The sequence below is a fragment of the Corynebacterium sp. HMSC14H10 genome (assembly GCF_001807105.1).
In the GTDB taxonomy this organism is placed as follows: domain Bacteria; phylum Actinomycetota; class Actinomycetes; order Mycobacteriales; family Mycobacteriaceae; genus Corynebacterium; species Corynebacterium jeikeium_D.
Genome location: NZ_KV787426.1, coordinates 19316 through 40895 on the forward strand (window position 1 = coordinate 19316; position 21580 = coordinate 40895).

Sequence of the window (21580 nt, forward strand, 5' to 3'; positions counted from 1 at the left end):
AAAAATAACTTTTTCCATTCTTTTTCAGAAAGGACATTTCCCCAGGCCACAGCACATATTGAGTTGTCTGAGCGCGAGGACACGACCCACTATGGGCCTCCCCGCGTAACCCCTTCGTCTAAAAATCGGCTATGGTGTCTTACAGGAATTAACGCAATAAGACATAAGTGGGTCGGCCGTATCCCCGTGCCGCCCCACGGATTACACAAGGGGGTCAGGCCATGGGTCGCGGCCGTGCGAAAGCAAAGCAGGCGAAGGTTGCCCGTCAGCTCAAGTACGATTCACCAGAAATGGATTTGGAACGTCTGCAGCGGGAACTCGTCGGCAAGTCGAACGAGTCCGATCGAGACGACTATTACTCTGACTGGGAGGAATGGGCCTCAGGCGCTGGTCGCGACAGCTAGCGCAAGCTAACCGCTGTCGTATTTTCCGCAAAGCGTTTCTATTTCAATAAAGCAAGCACCCACCAACGATTCCGTTGGTGGGTGCTTGCTTTTGCTTAGTCGACTGCGTTTATGTTCCGCCGATTATGTTCGGCGGTGGCGGATCAATCCGAGTTACTGACTGCGTTTATGACAAAAATCGCCCGAAAAACGGCTCGAAAGTGTCATAAACTCATACAGTTTCACATTTGCAGCCCGTGGTTTTCTGGGATCTCCGTTGTGCAACCCAGAATCTAGACCGCCCCGTCGCATCAGTAGGCCGCCCTCCACGGCAGACCAGCCGGCCCAGTCCCCGGCCGCCCGTCGCAGTAAACCGACGGCCGGCCGACGCTTAGAAGCGCGGGTGGCTGCCGCGCAAAACAGCCCCGTCCTCGCCAGCCTCGCTCTTGCGGACAGTACCCAGCTCCCAAGCGTTGATGTGGCGGGCAGTCAGCAGAGCCAGTGCACGATCGCGGTCCTCTGCGGAAACAATCGCAACCATGCCAACACCCATGTTGAAGGTCTTCTCCATCTCCTCGCGGGAGACGTTGCCGAGCTCAGCAATGGTCTTGAAGATCGGCCCCGGGGTCCATGTTGCGCGGCTCATGTCAGCGGTCAGGCCTTCCGGCATGATGCGAACCATGTTGCCAGCCAATCCACCACCGGTGACGTGGCAGAAAGTGCGGACCTCGGCCTCGTTCATCAGAGCCAGGCAGTCCTTCGCATAAATCTTGGTTGGCTCCAGCAGCTCCTCCCCGAGGGTGCGGCCGAAGTCCTCGACGTAACCGTCGAGCTCCAGACCGGCCTTCTCCAGGAGAACGTAGCGAGCCAGCGAGTAGCCATTGGAGTGAAGTCCAGAGGACTCCATGGCGATAATGACATCGCCCTCACGCACGCGGTCCGGGCCGAGAAGCTTGTCCTCTTCCACGACACCGACGCCGGTAGCGGAGACATCGTACTCACCCGGTTCCATCACACCCGGGTGCTCTGCAGTCTCGCCACCAAGGAGGGCGCAACCCGCCTGGACGCAACCCTCGGCGATGCCGGAAACGATCTCGGCGACGTGCTCCGGCACGACCTTGCCAATTGCAATGTAGTCCTGCAGGAACAGCGGCTCGGCGCCGCACACAACCAGGTCATCGACGACCATGGCGACCAGGTCCAGGCCAATGGTGTCGTGCTTGCCGACGGCCTGCGCCACGGCCAACTTGGTTCCCACACCATCGGAGGATGCGGCCAGCAGCGGCTTTTCGTAGTTGCCCAGTGCAAACAGGCCGGCAAAACCACCGAGCCCGCCACGGACCTCTGGGCGAGTGGCCTTCTTGGCAATCGGGGCGAATAGTTCAACGGCGCGGTCGCCGGCTTCGATGTCGACACCGGCTGCAGCGTAGGAAGCACCAGAAACGTTCTCGGTCATTAGAGGCTCTCGCTTTAAACTTTCTCCCCCGGGCGGCGTTACTGCCGTATCCGGGAGTATTGGCGGACCGGGAACAAAGCAACGGCTGCAATCTACAGCACCGCTTGCGCTTCGTTCTCGGTTCAGTTCTCGTAGTTCATTCTAAGGAGGTTTCGAGGCTAATTGCTCGTTGCGGCTTTGGCAGCCTGGGCTGCCTGCATCCTCTCAACCGCTGCCGCATTCGGATTGCCCTCCGGCAGACCCAGCGGGTACTTGCCATCGAAGCAGGCACAGCACACTTCGCTCTTTGCCTGTTCGGAAGCGGCGACCATGCCATCGATGGAGACAAATCCCAGGCTGTCGGCACCAATCGCGGTTGCGATACCGGAGACAATGTCATTCTCATCGACACCGTTGGCCAGCAGCTCGCCCGGAGAGGCGAAGTCAATGCCGTAGAAGCACGGCCATTTCACCGGCGGTGCGGCGATGCGCACGTGCACTTCCTTTGCACCGGCCTCACGCAGCATGCGAATCAGGGCACGCTGGGTGTTGCCGCGGACAATGGAATCATCGACCACGACCAAGCGCTTACCGGCGATAACTTCCTTCAGCGGGTTCAGCTTCAGTCGGATGCCCAGCTGACGAATCGTCTGCGAAGGCTGAATGAAGGTACGCCCCACGTAGCCGTTTTTGGTCAGCCCCTGTCCAAACGGGATGCCCGATTCCTGGGCGTAGCCAACAGCGGCCGGGGTACCGGATTCCGGCACCGGCATCACCAGGTCACCGTCAGCCGGGAACTCACGTGCCAACTGGCGGCCCAGCTCAAGACGCACCGCGTTGACGGAGCGACCACGGATGTTGGAGTCCGGGCGCGCCAGGTAGACGTACTCAAAAATGCATCCAGCGTGGGCGGTCTCGGCAAAACGCTGCGAACGCACACCAGAAGCATCAATGGTCACCATCTCGCCTGGCTCGATCTCGCGGACGAACGATGCACCGACGATATCCAGCGCGCAAGTCTCGGATGCGACTACCCAGCCACCGGACAGGCGCCCCAGGCACAGCGGGCGCACACCGTATGGGTCACGCGCGGCGTACAGCGTCTCGCCATCGGTGAAAGTAAGACAGAAAGCACCCTTCAAACGCGGCAGCAGTGCCATCGCGGCCGCTTCTACATTGGTGCTGCAGCCGTAATCTTCGGGGTGGTCAATCTTGCCGGTTTCGTCGGCAAGCAAAGTGGTCATGATTGCGGAGTCACTGGGCAGCTCGCCCTCTTCACGCAGCAGGCCCTTGTCGACCGCCTCATGGAACAGCGTGAGGTGGTTGGTCAGGTTGCCGTTGTGCCCCAGCGCGATGTCCGTGCCGTCGGAGGCCATCTGGAACATCGGCTGTGCATTCTCCCACGCAGGAGCGCCAGCGGTGGTGTAGCGCGTGTGCCCCACCGCTACGTGCCCCTTCAGAGCGTCGAGCGTCTGCTCATCAAAAACCTGGGAAACAAGGCCCAGGTCCTTGAATACGAGAATTTGGTCGCCGTCGCCGACTGCGATACCGGCGGCTTCCTGGCCGCGATGCTGCAGGGCAAACAGGCCATAGTAGGTGAGTTTGGACACGTCTTCGCCAGGTGCCCAAACGCCAAAAACGCCACATTCTTCGCGCGGGGATGTCTCCCCCAAATCGTCGTATGGCGAAATTGGCAAAAGTTTGGTCTTTGGTGCACCTGAAATGTTGGTATCGGCCACGACATTCACACTAATAGCCCCACCCGCCTGGGCACCAATTCAGCATCCCCCCACGGGCTTTAAGAAATGCGCGCCACCGGCAGATGATTCCCAATTTCCGCCGCGCGCGTTCCCGACATATCGATGTGCGCCTGCACCTGCTCTAACGTGATCATTCCGCACGCGAGTCCCAGCCAAATCTCCGGCGACATCTCCACGACATTGGGCGGCGTACCGCGCGTGTGCCTGGGGCCCTCAATGCACTGGACCGCGACGAAGGGCGGCACGCGCACCTCGACGCTATGCCCCGGAGCCTCTTGGGCGAGCATCCGCACGGACAGACGTACCGCTTTGGCAAGGCTCGCACGGCTTAACGACGACCCCTGCGCCCCATCCGGCCCGATGAAGGAGGCAGCCTCTTGGTCAGATAGCAATTCGCGGCCGAGAAGCCGTTGCGCCGCCCAGGGTGCGGCGGTGGAAAGAGCGCTGCGAACGTCGAAAGGCGAGATTTTGGATACCATAACCTCATCCTAGAGTTATGCTTTCATATATGGATACGCAGTCAACTGAAAAAGCTGAACAGGTGCATGCTCCAGCGTCACCATCTCTTGTACTCCGTTTTATGGCATCGCCGACCGATGTCATTATGGCCGGAACCAATTCTGTCCACGGCGGCCGTGTGTTGCAGTGGATTGACAAGGCCGCTTACGCCTGCGCGACCGGCTGGTCGGGACGCTACTGCGTGACTGCGTACTTCGGTCACATTCACTTCACTCGCCCGATTCCCAGTGGCCACATTGTCGAGGTGCGCTCCAAGATTGCGCATACCGGCCGCAGTTCCATGCACATCGTCAATGAGGTGCTCTCGGCTGATCCGCGCGAGGGCAAGTTCACCCGCGCAGCTGACTGCCTGGTGATCTTCGTGGCCATGGATGAAAACGGTAAGTCGACTCCAGTGCCGAAGTGGGTGCCGCAAACGGAGGAAGAAGAGCGCGTTGAGAAGGCCGCTCTTTCCCGTTTTGAGCTCCGCCGCGACATCGAAGCCAGCATGCGCGCGCAGACCTACTCCGCGGACTCTTCCGCACCCGAACTGACCACACGTTTCCTGGCAAAGCCGACCGATGTCAACTGGGGCGGAAACGTCCACGGCGGCACCGCCATGGAGTGGATCGACGAGGCTGCGACGGCAGTTACCACCAACTGGGCAGGGCGCCAGACCATTTCTGTCTACGCAGGTGGTATTCGCTTCTACAGCCCAATCCACATTGGCGACCTGGTTGAGGTGCGCGCACGCATCCTGCGTACAGGCACGACCTCGATGCACCTGTCGGTGCAGGTCTACTGCTGTGAGCCCCGCAAGGGTGTCGGCGGCCTGCGCAAGGCACTGCATTCGACCATGACGTATGTCGCAATTGATGACGATTTCAACCCGCAGCCGGTACCGCACTTCCAGCCGACGACGGATGAGGACAAGCGCCTGCACGCTCACGATCTGTCACTGAAGGCATTGCGTGACAAGTACAGCCCGCTGCCGCTGATTGAGCGCGAACAGGATTAAGCCGCCTGGCTACCCGGCTTCCTGTTTTTCCACCAGATGGATAGGAACATCCAGCCAATCAGCGCGAAGGTGATGTAGGTGACGTACCGGTCAATCGTCTGCAGGGAGCCCTGGATGCTTGGGCCAAACTTCAGGCCCAAGTACAGGTAGAAGCACTTGAGCATTGCGGCACAGAAGAAGAGGTACACGCCTACTACCCAGCCGCGCACCTTCGCAATACCACCGATGGCCACGACAATCGTGGCCGGAATCGGCGAGAATGGCACAAACGATGCCAGCACACTCAGCCCGATGCGTTCATAGATGAAGTTCTCCATCTTCTTAAACCATCGCGGTGGGTGTCCGCCGAAACTCATCGTTATGAATTCCGTGCCCCACTTCTTGCCCATCCAGTAGAAGAACGGCATGAACTTGATTGTCGAAAGCGCCGCAATCACTACAACAGCGAAGAGGAAGAGCGGCCGGTCCTCGTTTTCCGACGCGAGAATCAGCACCGACAGATTCGATCCTGTCAGCCATGTGTGCAAGAACGTGTACTTGAGCAGCAAAACCGCACGGAACGGGATGATTGCAAAGCCGTACACGGCAACCAGCATCAGCGATGCATAGAGAAGCTTGTCTATTTTGTCCGGCTCACGCAGGAAGCTCGGCAGATCCTCACGAGGGTCGTGCTCGGCCTCGTTACGCATGTCGGGTGAAGTCATGAACCACAGTTTAACTGCACGCCCTCTTCTGCAGCAGGAGCCGCAGACTAGGCCATTACGTACGGCTCAGACGCACTCGCCAAGGACGAGCGCAGCGCCGCCTACTATCCTGAGAAGATATGACCACCGATTCACCCGCGCCTGTGCCCGCACAGCAGCCTCACGCAGCACGGTCTGAGTCTTCCTCACCATCGCTTGACGACGGCCAGGAGAACGCATCCTCACCGAGCATGCTGCAACGTGTTCGCGCCGCTATCCCGCCTGTTTCCATCCTGGTACTGACGGCGGTATTCCTCTTCGCCGGGTGGTTCACGCTCTTCGGTCCTATCAATGTTCTGGCGTGGCGTGGTGGCACGTTCCCCCGCACCGAGGCAGACCGCCCTTACTATCAGCAGGCTCTGAAGGATGTTGCGCGCTATCAGTACGAGGAGCAGCCCTCCCCTGAGGTTTACTTCGGCCTGGCGTGTGGCGCTACTGATGACGACATCCGCAGCGTTATCCCCAAGGTCGGCGAGCACCCGAATTCAGACGCAGACCCAACTGCTGATGCAGATGCCGTCGCCGCCGCTGCTGCCACCAGGCCGGGTTCTGCACCCACAGCTGCGAACCAGACCGCGAAGCTGAATCCAAACCTTGACGCATTCGGCAACACGGTCGACTGCTCCGGTTCCTGGACTGCGCCATTCTTGTCATTCCTGCTCGCGTCCGCGGGTGTTCCGGTCTTTGATACGCCCGAGGATTCGGCTGCCGCAGCCGAGAACCCATGGCTGGTTACGGATGTCGAACAGCTCATGGATGCCTACAAGGCACATGATGCTTTCGTCACCGACAAGGACTTCTCTCCTCAGGTGGGTGACATCATTTTCTACCGCTACCCCGCAGGCCTTGGGGTGCACGCCAACATGGTTGTCGCGGTTCAGGGTGACTGGGTCACCATCGGTGGCGATGAGCTTGGCAAGGTCGGTCTAGCTAGCATGACCCTGCGCAACCGAGGTGGCATCGTGGGCTACGGTGCCACGGGCTACTTCGAGCAGGCACCGCTGGACGCCACCAAATAGCCAAGTTTAAATAGGCAAGTTTTCCTCGATGAGGTCGCGCAGAGCATCGTCGTCAGGCGAGACCTTGGAGCGGAAACGGCCGATGACCTCACCCTCGGGCGAGACAACGAACTTTTCGAAGTTCCACTTCACATCCCCAGCCTCGCCGTCGGCGTCCGGGGTTTCCTTCAACAGCTTGTACAGTGGGTGCGCGCCATGGCCGTTGACCTTCGTCTTTTGGAAGAGCGGGAAGGTAACGCCGAATTCGCGCTGGCAGAACTGCTTGATTTCCTCGGCGTTGCCGGGCTCTTGCCCACCGAACTGATTGCAGGGGAAGCCGAGGACGAAGAAGCCACGGGGTGCGAATTCGTCGAAAAGTCCTTGCAGATCGTCGTACTGATCCGTGAAACCGCACTCCGAGGCGGTGTTGACGATAAGCAGAACGTGGCCTGCCCAGTCATTCATCGTTGCTTCGTTGCCGTCGATGGTGGTCACTGGGATGTCGAAGAGATTGCTCATAAACCCCACACTAGGGCAGTCCCCCGATAGCCGTCAGAGGTAGCGACTAGCCGACCTGCTCCATGCCTTCAAAGAGCTCGCGGCCCAGCGGCACCGAAGAGTGGTTGACCGGCTGCGCACCCCCATCGACCGCCTGGTCAATGATGCCGACAACATCCTGGCGCAGCTTGTGCTCCCGCAGTTTCGAAGCGTTAACGGAGATGCGCACCGCGCGGCCCTTCTCCAGCGAGCGCTGCACCGAGGAGCGCACCGCACGGCGCCACCAACCGGCGCCGCCGAAGCCCTCGCCGATAGCCAGCACGCGAGTCGGATCAACAGCACCAGTGGTCAGGTCGCGGACACCATTTCGGTCCGCTGCCACTCGGAAGCCCAGCTCCGGCAGCACGTTCATGGTCTCGGGCGACATGGTCCACTTCGGTGGTGCAAAGACGTCCGTCTCAAAACCCATCGCACGCATCTGGCGCGTTGCGGCGGTCAGGCGCAAACGCGCTTCATGTTCGCTTAACGACGCAAATTCCGCGCCTCGGCCTCGAACTGACTGATCGAACCCCGCGAGAACAATCTCGATGCCGTCATCGCTACGACGGCGGAGCCAATCCAGCACCGCCGGAGCTTCCCGCAACGACCAGTTTTTACCCGCATGCGGCGCTACCAGCAGAGACGGTGTAATACCGCGCTGTTCCATCGCTGCCACGAAACGAGCGACGTCGAGCAATGTGCCATCGCGCAAACCCGACACCGACACCAAAAGCGGCGAACCGACCACACCACCGTCAACAGTTACGAGCTCTTTGCCCGCTGGACGAATGACCTGGTCGGTCGTCCGAATCTGTTCTTGCACCCCACTGCCTGCCATGGATTCAACAAAAACAGGCGTATGTAAATTTTTGGTAACGGAGAGGACAAGGCTTGGAGAATACTCAGAAGCCTTTCAAATAAGAGTTCAAAAAGCGCCATCGCAGCACATCAATGTGCGTCTGCAGCGCGGATTATCCCCAATGCACAACCTCATCGAGAGCCAGTCCCTTGCGCCAACCGAACTTCTCCAAGTCACGCTCCTCGGCCAGGTGCGTTACTGGACCAATGCACAGCCAGGCCACCGGGCGCACGGGTGCCTCGACACCGACAAAGTCAGCCAGGAAATCCTCATGGTAGAAACTGACCCAGCCGACGCCGAGCCCCTCTGCCGTAGCAGCCAGCCACAGATTCTGAATAGCCAGCGCGACTGACATGAGGCCGGTGTCATCGACGGTGTCGCGGCCGAGAATGTTCTTGCCGCCACGGGTCGGGTCATAGGTGACGACGATGCCCGTTCCCGAGTCCACGATTCCTTCAATCTGAATCGGATTGAAGGTCTCACGCCGCTCGCCTTCGAGCTTGGCCGCGAATTCAGCGCGACGTCCGGCTACGTGGTCGGCAAACTGCTGCAGGCGGTCCGGATTCTGAATGATATGAAAGTCCCACGGTTGGGACAGCCCCACCGACGGGGCTGCATGGGCCGCCGCCAACACGCGCATCAATCGCTCCCTGTCCACCACTTCTCCGGCGAATTCGCGGCGCACATCCCGCCGCCGAAAAAGGGTGTGGTAGACGGCCAACTGATCGTCGGAAAGCGAATCGGTGTCAAAACCCTGCGCGGACAGCAGCGTGCGCATATCCATGCCGTTACTCCACCGCACCAGCAGTGTGGACAATCCAGGCGTACTCGAAGGCAGTCTGACGCCAGCGTTCGTAACGACCGGAAACACCACCATGACCTGCGGACATCTCGGTCTTGAGCAGGAACTGCCCCGGCTGGCCTCCGACAACCTCGCGCAGCTTGGCGATCCACTTTGCCGGCTCCACGTAGAGCACGCGGGTGTCGTTCAAACTAGTAATCGCGAGAATCTTCGGGTACTTCGCATCGGCCGAGATGTTCTCGTACGGCGCGTAGGAGGCCATGTAGTCGTAGACCTCCGGGTCGTGGTAGGGATCGCCCCACTCATCCCACTCCACCACGGTCAGCGGCAGCTCTGGCATCAGCATGGATGTCAGGCAGTCGACAAACGGGACCACGGCCTGAATGCCCGCGAACCTATCGCCAGCAATGTTCGCGACCACGCCCATCAGCATGCCGCCCGCCGAACCGCCGAGTGCTACCAGCTGCTCGCGTGTGGTCCACCCAGAATCCAGCAGGTAGTCAGCGACGGCGACGAAGTCAGTGAATGTGTTCTTCTTCGTGGTTGCGCGACCGTTCTCCCACCAGCCGCGGCCCATTTCGCCACCACCGCGGACGTGTGCAATGACAAAAATCATCCCACGATCCAGCAGCGACAGTCGCGCGATGGAAAAGCCAGGATCCATCGAGGCTTCATAGGAACCGTAGCCGTAGAGCAGCGTCGGATTCGGCTTGCTCAGGTCCAGGTCCGCGCGGTGGATAATCGATACCGGAATCTGGGCACCGTCGGCTGCACTCACCCATTCACGCTTGGCGACGTAATCACCGCGATTAAACTTCCCGCGAATCTTCTGCTCCTTGAGCAGCACCCGCTTGCCCGAGGCAATATCAATCTGCCAAAGCTGCGACGGCGTGGTGAAGGAGCCGTAAGCGTAGCGCAACACCGGGGTGTCCCATTCAGCATTGCCGGTAGTGCCTGCAGAGTAGAGCTCTTCGTCGAAGTCGAGCTCGACGAAGTTCACAGCGGACGCTGGCACTGGAGCAGCAGCATGGCTTGTATCAGAGGCATCACCAGCGGAGCCAGCACCATCCTCATCCTGACCCAATACCGCCAGCGCCACACGGCCAATACCGCCACGACGGTAACCAAACGCGATGTGCCCAGCGAAGCAGTCGACGCCCTCAACGCGGACGTCATCGCGGTGCGGAACCAGCTCAGTGAGATCCGAAATGCTGTCGAAAGACCCCGCCGGCACCATGGCCAGTGCGAAGTTCGAACCAGTCATATTGTGTGTAATCAGCCACATATCCCGGCCGCTAATGACGGCGTGATCGATGTCGTATTCAACACCGGCCTCACGCGGGCGCACGCAGGTGAACTCACCGGTCGGGTCACTGGCGTCCAGGTACCAAACCTCGGAAGTAATCTTCGAGGAGCTCTCAATAATCAGGTACTTTTCGCTGCGTACCGTGCCGACTCCAACCCAGTAGGCCTCATCGGGCTCATGGAAGACACAGACATCATCCTCGGTGGAGGTGCCCACGCGGTGACGCCACACGGAATCCGGCCGCCAGGCTTCGTCGACCTTCTGGTAGAAGATCCACTCGGAGCCGACCCAGGTAGCACCTGCGGCGATGCCCGCAATTTCGTCATCAAGCAGTTCACCCGTGCGCAGATCCTTTACGCGCAGCGTGTAGCGTTCGTCGCCTGTGACGTCGGTGGAATAGGCCAGCAGATTGCCGTCCGCGGAGACGCTCGCTGCGCCGAGGGCGAAGAAATCATGGCCTTCGGCCAGCTCGTTGGCATCCAGGATGACCTGTTCTCCTGGTGCTGGGGCATCGTCGGCGATGGTCGGCGGCGTCCACGCGGCAAGACCGTCACCGGCCTCCGCACGCACGCGACAGCTCATCCCGTAGGACTTGCCCTCCTGCGTGCGCGAGTAGTACCACCAGCCGTTAAGGCGAGTTGGGACCGACATGTCGGTCTCCTGCACGCGCGACTTGATCTCCTTAAAAATCGCGTCCGCGGTGCCGTCAAGATCGGAGGTAAAAGCCTCCGTATAGGCATTTTCAGCCTCTAGGTAGTCGATAACCTCGGAGTTTTCCTTATCGCGGAGCCACTCGAAGTTATCGGTGAAGTCCCTTCCGTGGAAGGACCGAGTCACCGGCTTCCGTTGTGCACGGGGTGCGGGCAAATCCTTTTTTGCAGGCTTGCCGACGGATGCCGAGTCCAAGGTCACTTCGCTCACGCAGGTTCTCCAATCCAGTCCGAGAAGCGGCGGCCCGACAGTCGTTCGTAGGCCTCGACGTACCGCTCGCGAGTTGCTTCCACAACACTACCCGGCAGCGCCGGCGGCGGAGTGCCCTCGCCCTTCTTCCAGCCGGACTTGGAGCAGGTCAGCCAGTTTCGGACGTACTGCTTGTCGAAGCTCGGGTTAACCGAACCCTCCTGGTAGGAGTCGGCTGGCCAGTAGCGGGAGGAGTCCGGGGTGAGAACCTCGTCGGCCAGCACCAGGTTGCCGTCGGAGTCGAGGCCGAACTCAAACTTGGTGTCGGCCAGGATGATGCCGCGCTTAGCAGCCAGTTCAGCAGCCTGGGAGTAGATGCGCAGGGTGGCATCGCGAAGCTCTTCGGCGCGCTTCTGCCCCAGGGACTCCACAACGGCGTCGAAGGAGACATTCTCGTCGTGCTCGCCCAGCTCAGCCTTGGTGGCCGGGGTAAAAATCGGTTCTGGCAACTTGGAGCCCTCGACGAGGCCCTCTGGCAGCTCAATGCCACAGACAGTGCCGTTTTCCTTGTACTCGACCAGGCCAGAGCCTGTCAGGTAGCCACGTGCGACGCACTCGAATGGCAGCATGTCCAGCTTCTTGCACACCAGCGCACGACCTAGGCACTCCTCCGGAATGCGCTCATCGTCAGCCGGGCCAGCCATGTGGTTCGGGAAGTCAATCTCATCGAAGAAGAACACGCTCATCGCGGTGAGCACTCGACCCTTGTCAGGAATCGGGGTCTCCAGAATGTGGTCGAAGGCAGAAATACGGTCACTGACCACAAGCAGCAGAGTCTCAGGGTCAATCTCGTAGATTTCCCGGACCTTGCCCGCGGAAAGATGGTTATACGAGGAAAGTTCAGGTCGCATGGCGATAAAGTCTAAACCCCTATACGCCTTTGCACTCTATTGATACCTCCGGCCGCCACCCCAACTAGTGGGGATTGACGCAATTACCGTCGTCAAGCGGGAAAACTTTTGAGATTTCGGAGTGCTGCCCATCGAATTTTTCACAGGTGGACGACGGTGTTTGCCTCTCACCTCCCCCGCTCGGTAGATGACTGGACAAAAATATTTCTAAAAACGTGACAGAAAACACCGATACCAGTATTGTCTAAATTTAGTAATTCACGTCACACTTCAAGGATTTTGAAGGGAACAATCACATGGCAGCTCAGGCCAACAATAACTCTCTGCGCCGCGCAGTCGTCGTCGGTGGTAACCGCATTCCGTTCGCTCGTTCTACCAAGGAATACGCTAACGAGTCGAACCAGGACATGCTGACCGCCGCAATCGACGGTCTCGTCGCTCGCTTCGGTATCGGCGGCGAGCGCCTCGGCGCAGTCTCCGCCGGCGCTGTACTGAAGCACTCCCGTGACTTTAACCTCACCCGTGAGTGTGTCCTCGGCTCCGCACTGGCGCCGGACACCCCGGCTTTCGACATTCAGATGGCATGTGCCACCGGCATGGAAGCCCTCAACTCTGTCTCCAACATGATCAAGCTGGGCCAGATTGACTCCGCCATCGCCGGCGGCGTGGACACCACCTCCGACGCTCCGATTGCTGTCAACGACCGTCTGCGCAAGATCCTGCTGGAGGCCAGCCGCCAGAAGTCCACTCTGGACATGGCAAAGGTCTTCCTGAAGGCTCGTCCGTCCGACCTGGCTCCAGACACTCCGTCGACCGGCGAGCCACGCACTGGCCTGTCCATGGGTGAGCACCAGGCAATCACCACCGCCAAGTGGGGCGTTACCCGCGCCGAGCAGGACGAGCTCGCCGCCGCTTCCCACCAGAACATGGCAAACGCTTACGACGAGGGCTTCTTCACTGACCTCGTCACCCCGTACAAGGGCGTTTCCCGCGACACCAACATGCGCCCGGACTCCACCCCGGAGAAGCTGGCCAAGCTCAAGCCAGTCTTCGGCCGCGGCCTGGAAGCAGAGCCGACCATGACCGCCGGTAACTCCACTCCGCTTACCGACGGCGCCTCCGCCGTCCTCGTCTCCACCCCGGAGTGGGCCGCTGAGCGCGGTCTGCCGGTGCTTGCCGACGTCGTCGATTCCGAGGCGGCCGCAGTTGACTTCGTCCACGGCGACGAGGGCCTGCTGATGGCTCCGGCTTACGCCACCCCGCGCCTGCTGGCCCGCAACGGCTGGACCTTCGACGACTTCGACTTCTTCGAGATCCACGAGGCCTTCGCCGGCACTGTCCTGTCCACCATGAAGGCATGGGAGGACGAGGAGTTCTGCCGCACCAAGCTCGGACTGGAAGGCCCGCTGGGCTCCATCCCGCGCGAGAAGCTCAACGTCAAGGGCTCTTCTCTGGCAGCCGGCCACCCATTCGCCGCTACCGGCGGCCGCATTGTGGCAGCCCTCGCCAAGATGCTGCGCCAGAAGGCAGACGAGACCGGCAAGACCACTCGCGGCCTGATCTCCGTTTGTGCTGCGGGCGGCCAGGGTGTTGTCGCAGTTCTCGAGGCTCGCGTCTAAAAGCGCACCACCGATAAAGACACTTTTACTTTCAAGGAGAATTTTCCATGACCGATAAGTACCAGGAACTCGTCAACGGTGGTCCGCTCACTGGACTGGCTAAGGCCGCTGGCCTGCCGCAGCCACCGTTCCTGCGCCGCCACAAGCCGGGCGGTCCGCTGCTGAACAACGACAAGGTGCTCGTCACCGGCGAGGGTGCAGATGCAGACGCAGTTGCAGCTCAGCTGGCTGAGTGGGGTCTGCAGGTCCGTCGTGGCAACGCCGCTGACGACAAGATTGGTGCCATTGTCCTCGTCGCCACTGAGGCCAAGCGTCCGGCAGAGCTGCAGGGCCCAGTGCTCGCTGCTGCAAAGCACATGCGCAAGCTGGACAAGGGTGGTCGCATCGTCACCGTCTCCCGCGCCAAGGATGCTCACCACAACGCAACCCCGGCCGAGATCGCTGAGAACGCTGTCGCCGGTGGTATCGAGGGCCTGATTCGCTCCCTCGGCCACGAGGTTCGTGGCGGCTCCACCGCCAACGGCATCCTCGTTGCTCCGGGGGTCTCGGTCACCGCGCCATCCGTGATTTCCTCCCTGCACTTCTTCCTCTCCGGCCGCTCGGCCTTCATCGACGGCCAGTTCCTCCGCGTCACCTCCGACGCGGGCGAGATCCCGTCCGACTGGGATAAGCCGCTGGCTGGCAAGGTTGCCGCTGTCACCGGTTCCGCCCGTGGTATCGGTGCCGCTATCGCTCGCCAGCTCAAGGCTGACGGCGCAGAGGTCATCGTCATCGACGTTCCACAGGCGGGCGAGGCTCTGTCCAAGGTTGCCAACGAGCTCGGTGGCCTGGCTCTGCAGCAGGACATCACTGCCGACGACGCCGGCAACGCCATTGCCGATGCCGCTGTGGCCCGCTACGGTCGCCTGGACATCGTCATCCACAACGCAGGCATCACCCGCGACAAGATGTTCGCCAACATGGACGACGCCAAGTGGGGCTCGGTCATCGCCGTCAACATCGAGTCTCAGCTGAAGATGAACGAGCAGCTGCTGAACCACAAGGCCTTCGAGAAGGCTCCGCGTATTGCCACCATGGCTTCCACCTCCGGTATCGCAGGTAACCGCGGCCAGACCAACTACGCCACCTCCAAGGCCGGCGTTATCGCAATGGTCGAGGCTTACGCTGAGGAGTTTGCTAAGCGCGGCGGCAACATCAACGCTGTTGCTCCGGGCTTCATCGAGACCGACATGACCGCTGCTATTCCGTTCGTCAACCGCCAGGTTGCTCGACGCGTGAACTCGCTGCAGCAGGGTGGCCAGCCGGGCGATGTCGCCCAGGCAATCGCCTTCCTGGTCTCCGACCGCGCTCTCGGCGTCAATGGTCACGTCCTGCGCGTCTGCGGTCAGAACATCGTCGGCGCCTAAGCGAAGTCGCGGCTTCCGCATAGGCTCCCGATAAGGAGGAAAGAGGAAAACTTATGGCTAAGACCCTGGATGCCATTCCCAATCTGGTTCCGCTCTACGCCAAGGCAGCTGCTGGTTCGGCGAAGAAACGCCCGAACTCCACCGAAATCAAGGTCGATGAACTAGTGGTCAAGGGCGTCACTGTCGATGCCGACCGTGACCAGGACTTCCGCGACGTCGTTGGCGCCCCGAAGTCTGAACAGGCTTTCTTCGGCCACATCCACGCCCTAATCATGCCCATCCAGATGGAGCTAATGGCTGCGGATGATTTCCCGCTGCCGATGATGGGCCTGGTCCACACCGAGAACACCTACCGCGAAATCTCGCCTGTCACACTCGGTGGCAAAGTTGATATCGCGGTGAAGGTTGCCGCATTCCGCGCTCACCGCTCGGGCACTGAGGTTGTTCTGGAGTCAACTGTTACATCGTCCACATCCGGCGCCACCTTGGTCGAGGAGCAGTCGGTGTATCTGGCCAAGGGCGTTCGCCTGAAGGATGCCGAGGGCTTCGAAGAGGTCCAGGCACAGCGTGAGGCCATCAAGTCCGGCGCCGAGACCATCAAACGCGAGCAGTTCAAGGTTCCCTTCCCCACCGCTCAGTGGAAGCTGGCTGGCAACACCGGCCGCAAGTGGGCCAAGGTTTCCGGTGACTGGAACCCGATTCACATCACCTCTGTCTCCGCGAAGGCTCTGGGCATGCCAGCAGCGATTGCACACGGCATGTACACCGCCTCCCGCGCGCTGGCTGAGGCACAGGTTCTGCCGGGTCAGTCGTACGAGTTCCAGATTTCCTTCGGTGCGCCGGTCGTTCTGCCGACCACCATCAATGTCGCACTCACCCACACCGGTGACGGTGCAGGTGCTGCTCACAACCTGACTGAGGGCAGCTCCAACATCGGCCGCGCAGTCAACATTGTCGCGTGGGATCGCAAGAAGAAGCGTCCGCACTTCACCGGAAGTGTTCGTCCGCTGAAGTAGTTGATGCGAAAGCGCTGTAGAAAACGCCGCGCTTTGGAAAACCAGTCTCCTCATCGACTGGGCCTTTCCAAAGCGCGGCGGTTTTGTTTCCCTGTTGTGCTTTTGCCCGGGGCACGACTGGAGCCCCCTCCGAGAGACACCACCTCCTCCCTCTCCCCCCGGCCGGCAACCCCGCCACTTTCCCGCCTTGAAGATCAGCTGCTGGGTTTTTCCGCCGTTAATGAAGAGTCGCGGCTTTACTTCGCAATTGCGTGACTAAGCACTTTTCAACCGCATGTAGGCAACGCCTTGTTGACACCCCATTCACTCCTCTATTTTATGTTCAATCCATTGAACATAGGAGGTAATCGAGTGTCTTCATCATCGAAGACGCCGCTGACTTTCACGGAACTCCCACCGGAGGAGTCACCCCGAATCGTGTACTTCTCCAGTGCTTCTGAAAACACTCACCGGTTCGTCCAAAAGCTGGCTCAACCAGCAGCACGCATCCCGTTACATCCGCGAAAAGACGGAATGATTCGCGTTTGCAGCCCATTTGTCCTGATCACACCGACTTATGGTGGCGGATGTCGGCGCCGCGCGGTACCTAAGCAAGTCATCGCTTTTCTCAACGACGAAACCAACAGGAGTTTCATCCGCGGTGTCATCACCTCGGGCAACACAAATTTCGGCACCGACTTTTGCATAGCCGGAGCCATCATTTCTGCAAAATGCCAGGTTCCGGAGCTATACCACTATGAGCTACTGGGGACAGACCACGATGTGGAGAACGTCAAAGAGGGCCTGGAAAAATTCTGGAGGAGCGCTACTTCTTGAACATCTACAGCTATTCAACTACGCCACCGTCTTTTCGAAAGGACCCAGCTGCCCGCCTTCGGCCAATCAACTGGAACCGAGTGCAAGATGACAAAGATCTCGAAGTGTGGAATCGCCTAACAGCAAATTTTTGGCTGCCCGAAAAAGTTCCGCTGTCCAATGACCTTGCAGACTGGCGACGTCTCACCGATCTAGAACGCGAGCTGACCATGAAGGTCTTCACCGGACTGACCATGCTCGACACAGTCCAGGCGTCTGTCGGGGAGATTTCCCAAATTCAAGATGCCCGCACCGAACATGAAGAGGCCGTCTACACGAATATCGCTTTCATGCAAGCAGTGCATGCAAAGTCTTATTCTTCAGTATTTTCTACGCTATCCAATACCCCTGACATCGACGCTGCCTACCAATGGGCAGTCGCCAATGACATCCTGCAGGCACGTTCAAAAGCTGTGCTCAAACACTATTACGGTGCCGTTCCACTCAAGCGAAAGGCGGCAGCAACGCTTCTTTCGTCTTTCTCGCTTTACGCCGGTTTCTACCTCCCGCTGCACTTCGCATCACGAGGCATCCTGACCAACACCGCCGACATGGTGCGCCTGATCCTGCGTGACAAAGCTGTGCACGGCTATTACTCCGGCTACAAATTCCAGCGCGGCGTAGAAACCTACGACGCCACCACGCAAACGCAGATGAAGGCTTTCGTCTTCGAGCTTCTCGACGAGCTATACCAGCTCGAACTGAGGTACTCCGAAGCTCTATACGAGCCACTCGGGCTTTACGACGACGTTGCCAACTTCATTCGATACAACGCCAACAAAGCGCTTATGAACTTGGGATATCCGCAGCGGTTTAACCATGATGAGACCGCTTTCAAACCCGAGATTCTCGCCGCCCTCACCCCGGGATCAGATGAAAACCACGACTTTTTCTCCGGTTCCGGCTCCGCATATGTCATCGGAAAAGCCGAAGACACCGCAGACGAAGACTGGGATTTCTAAACCCGCGTCTTTCCCCATACATCCTAAGAAAGGAACATTCGCATGACTGCACAGATTTCTATCCTGGTAGGAAGCTTGCGTCGAGCCTCCTATGCACGAAAGATTGCACTCAAGGCAGCCACGTACTTCCCCGATGACTTCAAAGTCGACATCGTCGAGATTCGTGACCTCCCTCTCTACAACTTCGACTACGACGACCCCGCAGTGTCCGATATTGCGACTCCCGCGGAATACACCAGTTTCCGGGAAACCATTAAAGCCAGCGATGGCATCCTATTTGTCACCCCAGAAAACAACCGCACAATTCCTGCAGCTCTGAAGAATGCCGTTGACATCGGATCTAAGCCCAACGGTGATGTGGCATGGAAGAACCTGCCCGCGGGAATTATCAGCCACTCCGTCGGCCGTATGGGAGGTTATAGCTCTCAGAAGAACTTGCGACTCGCGCTGTCGTACTTCGACATGCCGATGCTCGGTCAGCCAGAGGTCTTCCTGGGACAATCGCCAACACTCATTGACGAACAAGGAGAATTCACGTCGTCAAGCACTGAGGACTTTGTTCGCGACTACATCAACAGATTTGCAGACCTAGTTCGCGAGCAGAGCCCACGCCACTAACTGAAATCCCCTAATCAGCGCAGCGTTACTGGGGATATCACCGTATGAAGATTCTTCACTGACTAGGATCAAACGCTGCGTTCTCTGCGCGGTTAAGCGCTCGTCGTTAGGCTCATTTTCATGACTGTTTCTATTTCGGCCGTGATCGCGCTTAACGACGACCCTCGCGCCGCTGCGCGGTTTTACGCCGAAGGTTTTCACTCCAACATCAAGCCCAACTCCACCACGCTCACCATCGGTGGGATGGACTTCGAGCTCATTGAGGACGGGAACCGCCGATTAACCCCCGCTGTGTCTTTTTTGGTGCGATTTGCCCCTGGTCAGGAAAACCAGCTGCGCAGACTGTGGGAGCATCTGATGGCGGGTGATGAAACCATCAGCGGTGGTGCTACGCTCATGCCCCTGACCAGCTACGATTTCTCGCCGCTCTTTGGCTGGTTGGTAGACGGCAATGGGGTCAACTGGCAACTGATGATTGATTCCTTAACCAGCGGGGCTGCAAGCACGGATGCTGCCGCAAAGACAGCGAATCCCGCCGTTATTCCCTACTTCATGTGGACAGGCGACGAACCACAGGCTGCCGCCGCCACCGAGGTATACAACCGGCTTTTCGGGTCAGGGAATTTCATGACGCTCGACTCGCCGGGCATGCACAATTTCACCTTCGGCGACGGTGTGGCGATGCGCCTCTCCAGCGATTCTGCCGAGGAGGTCGAAAGCGCCTGCCAAGCGCTTGGCCTAACAGGCGCTGAGGTTGCCGAGGGCACGGAAGCCGTCGTCAAGCCTGACCGATTCGGCGTGTACTGGACGCTCTAGCGTTACTTACGGGTCAACGCGATTGTCGCGCCGACGACGACGGCTAACAGAACTGCACCAATAGAGAACCACATCATGTTGGAAGAGCCGTCATCCTCATTTTCTTCGGGGGCCTTCGGATCCTGCTGGCTGCTGGTCGGGGTTTCGCTACTTGGCGACTTGTGCGCGACCTGTTCAAAAGCTGGGCCCGGGATCTTCTCGCCGACCAACTCCGTGGTCAGCTGGTAAGTCACCGGGACGTTTTGAACATCCGCGACATCGTGGGATTTACCGGCGCCCCAACTGTTGTTGAAGAAGACAACGATGTACTGGTCACCATCCAGCCACGCTCTTTCAGCCTCGTAATCACCCGACTTTTCACTATCTTCGCCGATTCGATTGCGGTAGTTAATCCGGGCCGAGTTACCAAATGTTGTCTCTTCGCCGATCTGGTGTTCATTTACCGGACGGTTTTCCTCGCTACCGGCGAGCTGGCGTGCCGAATTCAGCGTCTTGATATCCAGGCCGGAGATCTGTGCAAGCTTGTCCGCTTCTGGGGCGTCAATGAGTTTGACGGCGCCGCGGAGCTGCTGCCCATACTCGGACTTGATCTTGTACACGTGCGTCTCACCAGGAACAATGTCGGCCGTGACGCTGCTGATGTTGTCGGCAGTAAGTTCCGTGGCGTCATCGAACCACGAACCTGGGGTGACCTTCTTAGCCTGATCTGCTTCCGGTGTCGCGGGCGGAGGGTTCAAGCTCTCCTTGTCGGACGGGAACGCCTCCGGCACATCAGTCAGGTTTTCGTTGGCGAAACGCTTGATGGTTACTTCTGCAGGAATGTCCTGACCTTCGAAGGGGCCTCCTTTTCGGGCCACGGAGAACACCATATTGCCCGACTTACAGTCCCCCTCCGCTCCTCCGGGCTGCTTGGTTGTTATCGATGCGAAAAAGGGGCCATTGGAGTCGATGATGCCATTGCCGAAATCATTGGCAAGGAAGCAACTGCTGTCGTCCAAATGCATAGTGAGCGCGAAGTTGCGGACATCTAGGTCCATCAAAGTCGCGCCTGACGACGCTCCCGGCACCGTGGCCGCACTAATTGCAAGCCGCTCTCCCTCAGCAACCGGGACGGAGAAGTACTCAGCACCGTCGCCTTCCTGATTACCGAAGCTGCGCTCGGACTCAGGAGTCTTTTCCCGCAGCTTGGTCGAGAACGTTTCCACGTCGGCAGGCACCTGGGTAGCGCTCGTAGGAACGTCGCCGCCCTGTATCTCTTGCGCGCTGGACTGCGCGGTGCGTGCGGTGCGGGTCGCCAGCGTCTTCATGGACTCAGCCAGCGAATCGGAGTCCTGGGCGTCCAGGTACTCGCCGCCAGTGGCCTCAGCAATGCACTCCAGTTCAGCACGTGCGCCTGCATCAACGAGGAAACCAACTGTGTTGATGACCAGATCAATGCCCTGCTGCTTGAGTTCTTTTGCTACCTCGCACACCGGTGGCGGAGCACAGGTGTCCTCACCATCGGAGACCAACACAATCGAACGTTGCCCTTCTTTCGGCAACTCATCGGCCGCCTGACGCAGCGCAGGCCCCATCGGAGTGTGGCCGGAGGCTTGGATCTTTCCTACTTCAGCAGGAATCTTCGCCGAGTTGCCAGCCTGCACGGGCAGCAGCGTGGTGATGTCCTGACAGCCAGCTTCCCGCTCCTCCGGCGAATTGCCGACTTCCGTGCCGTAGACCATGAACCCAATTTCGGAGTCCTCTGACACAGATCCCGCGAACTTACTCGTGGCAGTCTTCGCTGCCTCCATTCGGGTTTGGCCACCCGCGTCGTCGGCAAGCATTGACCCTGAAGCATCCAGGATCACCATGGTTGGCGAGATAGTACTCGCAGCCTCTTGCGCCTGTGCACGCCCTGCTGTGATTCCCGCAAAAGAGCCTACGAGCACCAGCAGCATGGAGATGGTGAGCACGACCGCCGAGAGTTGTTTTGTTCTGATCATGTGGTCGGTTCCTTTTCTTCAAGCGTAAATCTTCAAGCGTAAAAAGAACGTTACATGACAAAAGTATGTCTGATTCTCAAGATAATGACTGGGCAGACCCCAAAAAATACGGACGCCAAATATGATTACGGGCTGCAAATGTGAAACTGTATGAGT

General features: G+C 59.2%; 20 protein-coding genes. 10 read left to right on the forward strand and 10 right to left on the reverse strand.

Features of this window, described 5'->3' with window-relative positions:
* The first annotated feature begins 221 nt into the window (after positions 1-221).
* Positions 222-404 carry a DUF3073 domain-containing protein gene (locus HMPREF3135_RS06500; protein ID WP_005511943.1) on the forward strand — a complete coding sequence of 61 codons (183 nt, stop codon included), beginning with the start codon at positions 222-224 and terminating at the stop codon, positions 402-404.
* 370 nt (positions 405-774) lie between these two features.
* Here HMPREF3135_RS06500 and purM read toward each other — a convergent pair whose 3' ends face one another.
* The 3 genes from purM to HMPREF3135_RS06515 all read right to left on the reverse strand — a co-directional run bounded on the left by purM (position 775) and on the right by HMPREF3135_RS06515 (position 4057).
* Positions 775-1839, reverse strand: coding sequence for a phosphoribosylformylglycinamidine cyclo-ligase (purM, locus tag HMPREF3135_RS06505; protein ID WP_016421389.1), 1065 nt, complete (start codon positions 1837-1839; stop codon positions 775-777).
* A 158-nt stretch (positions 1840-1997) separates the two neighbouring features.
* Positions 1998-3515, reverse strand: a complete 1518-nt coding sequence (gene purF / locus HMPREF3135_RS06510) for an amidophosphoribosyltransferase (protein ID WP_224783822.1) — start codon at positions 3513-3515, stop codon at positions 1998-2000.
* A 101-nt stretch (positions 3516-3616) separates the two neighbouring features.
* Positions 3617-4057 (reverse strand): sterol carrier family protein, encoded by a 441-nt coding sequence (locus tag HMPREF3135_RS06515; RefSeq protein WP_016421391.1) that lies wholly within the window; start codon positions 4055-4057, stop codon positions 3617-3619.
* A 29-nt stretch (positions 4058-4086) separates the two neighbouring features.
* Here HMPREF3135_RS06515 and HMPREF3135_RS06520 point away from each other — a divergent pair, with 29 nt between their 5' ends.
* Positions 4087-5094, forward strand: a complete 1008-nt coding sequence (locus HMPREF3135_RS06520; RefSeq protein ID WP_016421392.1) for an acyl-CoA thioesterase — start codon at positions 4087-4089, stop codon at positions 5092-5094.
* On the opposite strand, the gene HMPREF3135_RS06525 is transcribed toward HMPREF3135_RS06520, so the two are convergent.
* Entirely contained in the window at positions 5091-5798 is a 708-nt protein-coding gene (locus HMPREF3135_RS06525; RefSeq protein ID WP_049193818.1) for a hypothetical protein, read from the reverse strand. The two genes, HMPREF3135_RS06520 and HMPREF3135_RS06525, sit on opposite strands and share 4 nt — an antisense overlap.
* Positions 5799-5917: 119 nt before the next feature.
* On the opposite strand from HMPREF3135_RS06525, the gene HMPREF3135_RS06530 reads away from it, so the two are divergent.
* On the forward strand, positions 5918-6856 hold the full coding sequence (locus tag HMPREF3135_RS06530) for a hypothetical protein (RefSeq protein WP_224783816.1): 939 nt from the start codon (positions 5918-5920) through the stop codon (positions 6854-6856).
* A gap of 6 nt (positions 6857-6862) precedes the next feature.
* Here the strand turns inward: HMPREF3135_RS06530 and HMPREF3135_RS06535 are convergent, their stop codons facing one another.
* The 5 genes from HMPREF3135_RS06535 to HMPREF3135_RS06555 form a co-directional block, all read right to left on the reverse strand.
* Positions 6863-7354 carry a glutathione peroxidase gene (locus HMPREF3135_RS06535; protein ID WP_049173070.1) on the reverse strand — a complete coding sequence of 164 codons (492 nt, stop codon included), beginning with the start codon at positions 7352-7354 and terminating at the stop codon, positions 6863-6865.
* 46 nt (positions 7355-7400) lie between these two features.
* Entirely contained in the window at positions 7401-8210 is an 810-nt protein-coding gene (locus HMPREF3135_RS06540; RefSeq protein WP_222865562.1) for a polysaccharide deacetylase family protein, read from the reverse strand.
* A gap of 133 nt (positions 8211-8343) precedes the next feature.
* A complete protein-coding gene (gene bluB / locus HMPREF3135_RS06545) occupies positions 8344-9015 on the reverse strand; it encodes a 5,6-dimethylbenzimidazole synthase (protein WP_049173072.1) in 672 nt (223 codons plus the stop codon).
* A 4-nt stretch (positions 9016-9019) separates the two neighbouring features.
* Positions 9020-11206 carry a S9 family peptidase gene (locus HMPREF3135_RS06550; RefSeq protein ID WP_049193831.1) on the reverse strand — a complete coding sequence of 729 codons (2187 nt, stop codon included), beginning with the start codon at positions 11204-11206 and terminating at the stop codon, positions 9020-9022.
* 50 nt (positions 11207-11256) lie between these two features.
* A complete protein-coding gene (locus tag HMPREF3135_RS06555) occupies positions 11257-12150 on the reverse strand; it encodes a phosphoribosylaminoimidazolesuccinocarboxamide synthase (protein WP_070438796.1) in 894 nt (297 codons plus the stop codon).
* Positions 12151-12446: 296 nt separating this feature from the next.
* Between HMPREF3135_RS06555 and HMPREF3135_RS06560 the strand changes: the two genes are divergently transcribed.
* The 7 genes from HMPREF3135_RS06560 (at position 12447) to HMPREF3135_RS06590 (ending at position 19442) form a co-directional block, all read left to right on the forward strand.
* Positions 12447-13769 carry an acetyl-CoA C-acetyltransferase gene (locus tag HMPREF3135_RS06560; RefSeq protein WP_070438798.1) on the forward strand — a complete coding sequence of 441 codons (1323 nt, stop codon included), beginning with the start codon at positions 12447-12449 and terminating at the stop codon, positions 13767-13769.
* Positions 13770-13816: 47 nt separating this feature from the next.
* The gene (locus HMPREF3135_RS06565) at positions 13817-15175 is read left to right on the forward strand and encodes a 3-oxoacyl-ACP reductase (protein ID WP_049173074.1); all 1359 of its coding nucleotides are present in this window, start codon (positions 13817-13819) and stop codon (positions 15173-15175) included.
* Positions 15176-15228: 53 nt separating this feature from the next.
* Positions 15229-16191, forward strand: coding sequence for a MaoC/PaaZ C-terminal domain-containing protein (locus HMPREF3135_RS06570; RefSeq protein WP_016421402.1), 963 nt, complete (start codon positions 15229-15231; stop codon positions 16189-16191).
* A 351-nt stretch (positions 16192-16542) separates the two neighbouring features.
* Positions 16543-17007: a class Ib ribonucleoside-diphosphate reductase assembly flavoprotein NrdI gene (nrdI, locus tag HMPREF3135_RS06575; RefSeq protein ID WP_080971522.1), complete on the forward strand. Its 465-nt coding sequence runs from the start codon at positions 16543-16545 to the stop codon at positions 17005-17007.
* A complete protein-coding gene (nrdF, locus tag HMPREF3135_RS06580; RefSeq protein ID WP_083280630.1) occupies positions 17004-18008 on the forward strand; it encodes a class 1b ribonucleoside-diphosphate reductase subunit beta in 1005 nt (334 codons plus the stop codon). Before nrdI ends, nrdF begins: the two co-directional genes overlap by 4 nt.
* Before the next feature lie 42 nt (positions 18009-18050).
* The gene (locus HMPREF3135_RS06585) at positions 18051-18626 is read left to right on the forward strand and encodes an NADPH-dependent FMN reductase (RefSeq protein ID WP_016421405.1); all 576 of its coding nucleotides are present in this window, start codon (positions 18051-18053) and stop codon (positions 18624-18626) included.
* A 120-nt stretch (positions 18627-18746) separates the two neighbouring features.
* Positions 18747-19442: a VOC family protein gene (locus tag HMPREF3135_RS06590; RefSeq protein WP_070438800.1), complete on the forward strand. Its 696-nt coding sequence runs from the start codon at positions 18747-18749 to the stop codon at positions 19440-19442.
* Positions 19443-19444: 2 nt separating this feature from the next.
* On the opposite strand, the gene HMPREF3135_RS06595 is transcribed toward HMPREF3135_RS06590, so the two are convergent.
* Entirely contained in the window at positions 19445-21424 is a 1980-nt protein-coding gene (locus HMPREF3135_RS06595; protein WP_070438803.1) for a vWA domain-containing protein, read from the reverse strand.
* Positions 21425-21580: the final 156 nt, after the last annotated feature.

Coding starts and splice junctions, on each gene's coding strand:
- bluB (WP_049173072.1), bottom strand. CDS start 9,015: ATGGATATGCGCACGCTGCTGTCCGCGCAGGGTTTTGACACCGATTCG.
- purM (WP_016421389.1), bottom strand. CDS start 1,839: ATGACCGAGAACGTTTCTGGTGCTTCCTACGCTGCAGCCGGTGTCGAC.
- HMPREF3135_RS06540 (WP_222865562.1), bottom strand. CDS start 8,210: ATGGCAGGCAGTGGGGTGCAAGAACAGATTCGGACGACCGACCAGGTC.
- HMPREF3135_RS06595 (WP_070438803.1), bottom strand. CDS start 21,424: ATGATCAGAACAAAACAACTCTCGGCGGTCGTGCTCACCATCTCCATG.
- HMPREF3135_RS06565 (WP_049173074.1), top strand. CDS start 13,817: ATGACCGATAAGTACCAGGAACTCGTCAACGGTGGTCCGCTCACTGGA.
- HMPREF3135_RS06530 (WP_224783816.1), top strand. CDS start 5,918: ATGACCACCGATTCACCCGCGCCTGTGCCCGCACAGCAGCCTCACGCA.
- HMPREF3135_RS06525 (WP_049193818.1), bottom strand. CDS start 5,798: ATGACTTCACCCGACATGCGTAACGAGGCCGAGCACGACCCTCGTGAG.
- HMPREF3135_RS06585 (WP_016421405.1), top strand. CDS start 18,051: ATGACTGCACAGATTTCTATCCTGGTAGGAAGCTTGCGTCGAGCCTCC.
- HMPREF3135_RS06555 (WP_070438796.1), bottom strand. CDS start 12,150: ATGCGACCTGAACTTTCCTCGTATAACCATCTTTCCGCGGGCAAGGTC.
- HMPREF3135_RS06560 (WP_070438798.1), top strand. CDS start 12,447: ATGGCAGCTCAGGCCAACAATAACTCTCTGCGCCGCGCAGTCGTCGTC.
- HMPREF3135_RS06515 (WP_016421391.1), bottom strand. CDS start 4,057: ATGGTATCCAAAATCTCGCCTTTCGACGTTCGCAGCGCTCTTTCCACC.
- HMPREF3135_RS06535 (WP_049173070.1), bottom strand. CDS start 7,354: ATGAGCAATCTCTTCGACATCCCAGTGACCACCATCGACGGCAACGAA.
- HMPREF3135_RS06500 (WP_005511943.1), top strand. CDS start 222: ATGGGTCGCGGCCGTGCGAAAGCAAAGCAGGCGAAGGTTGCCCGTCAG.
- HMPREF3135_RS06590 (WP_070438800.1), top strand. CDS start 18,747: ATGACTGTTTCTATTTCGGCCGTGATCGCGCTTAACGACGACCCTCGC.
- HMPREF3135_RS06570 (WP_016421402.1), top strand. CDS start 15,229: ATGGCTAAGACCCTGGATGCCATTCCCAATCTGGTTCCGCTCTACGCC.
- HMPREF3135_RS06520 (WP_016421392.1), top strand. CDS start 4,087: ATGGATACGCAGTCAACTGAAAAAGCTGAACAGGTGCATGCTCCAGCG.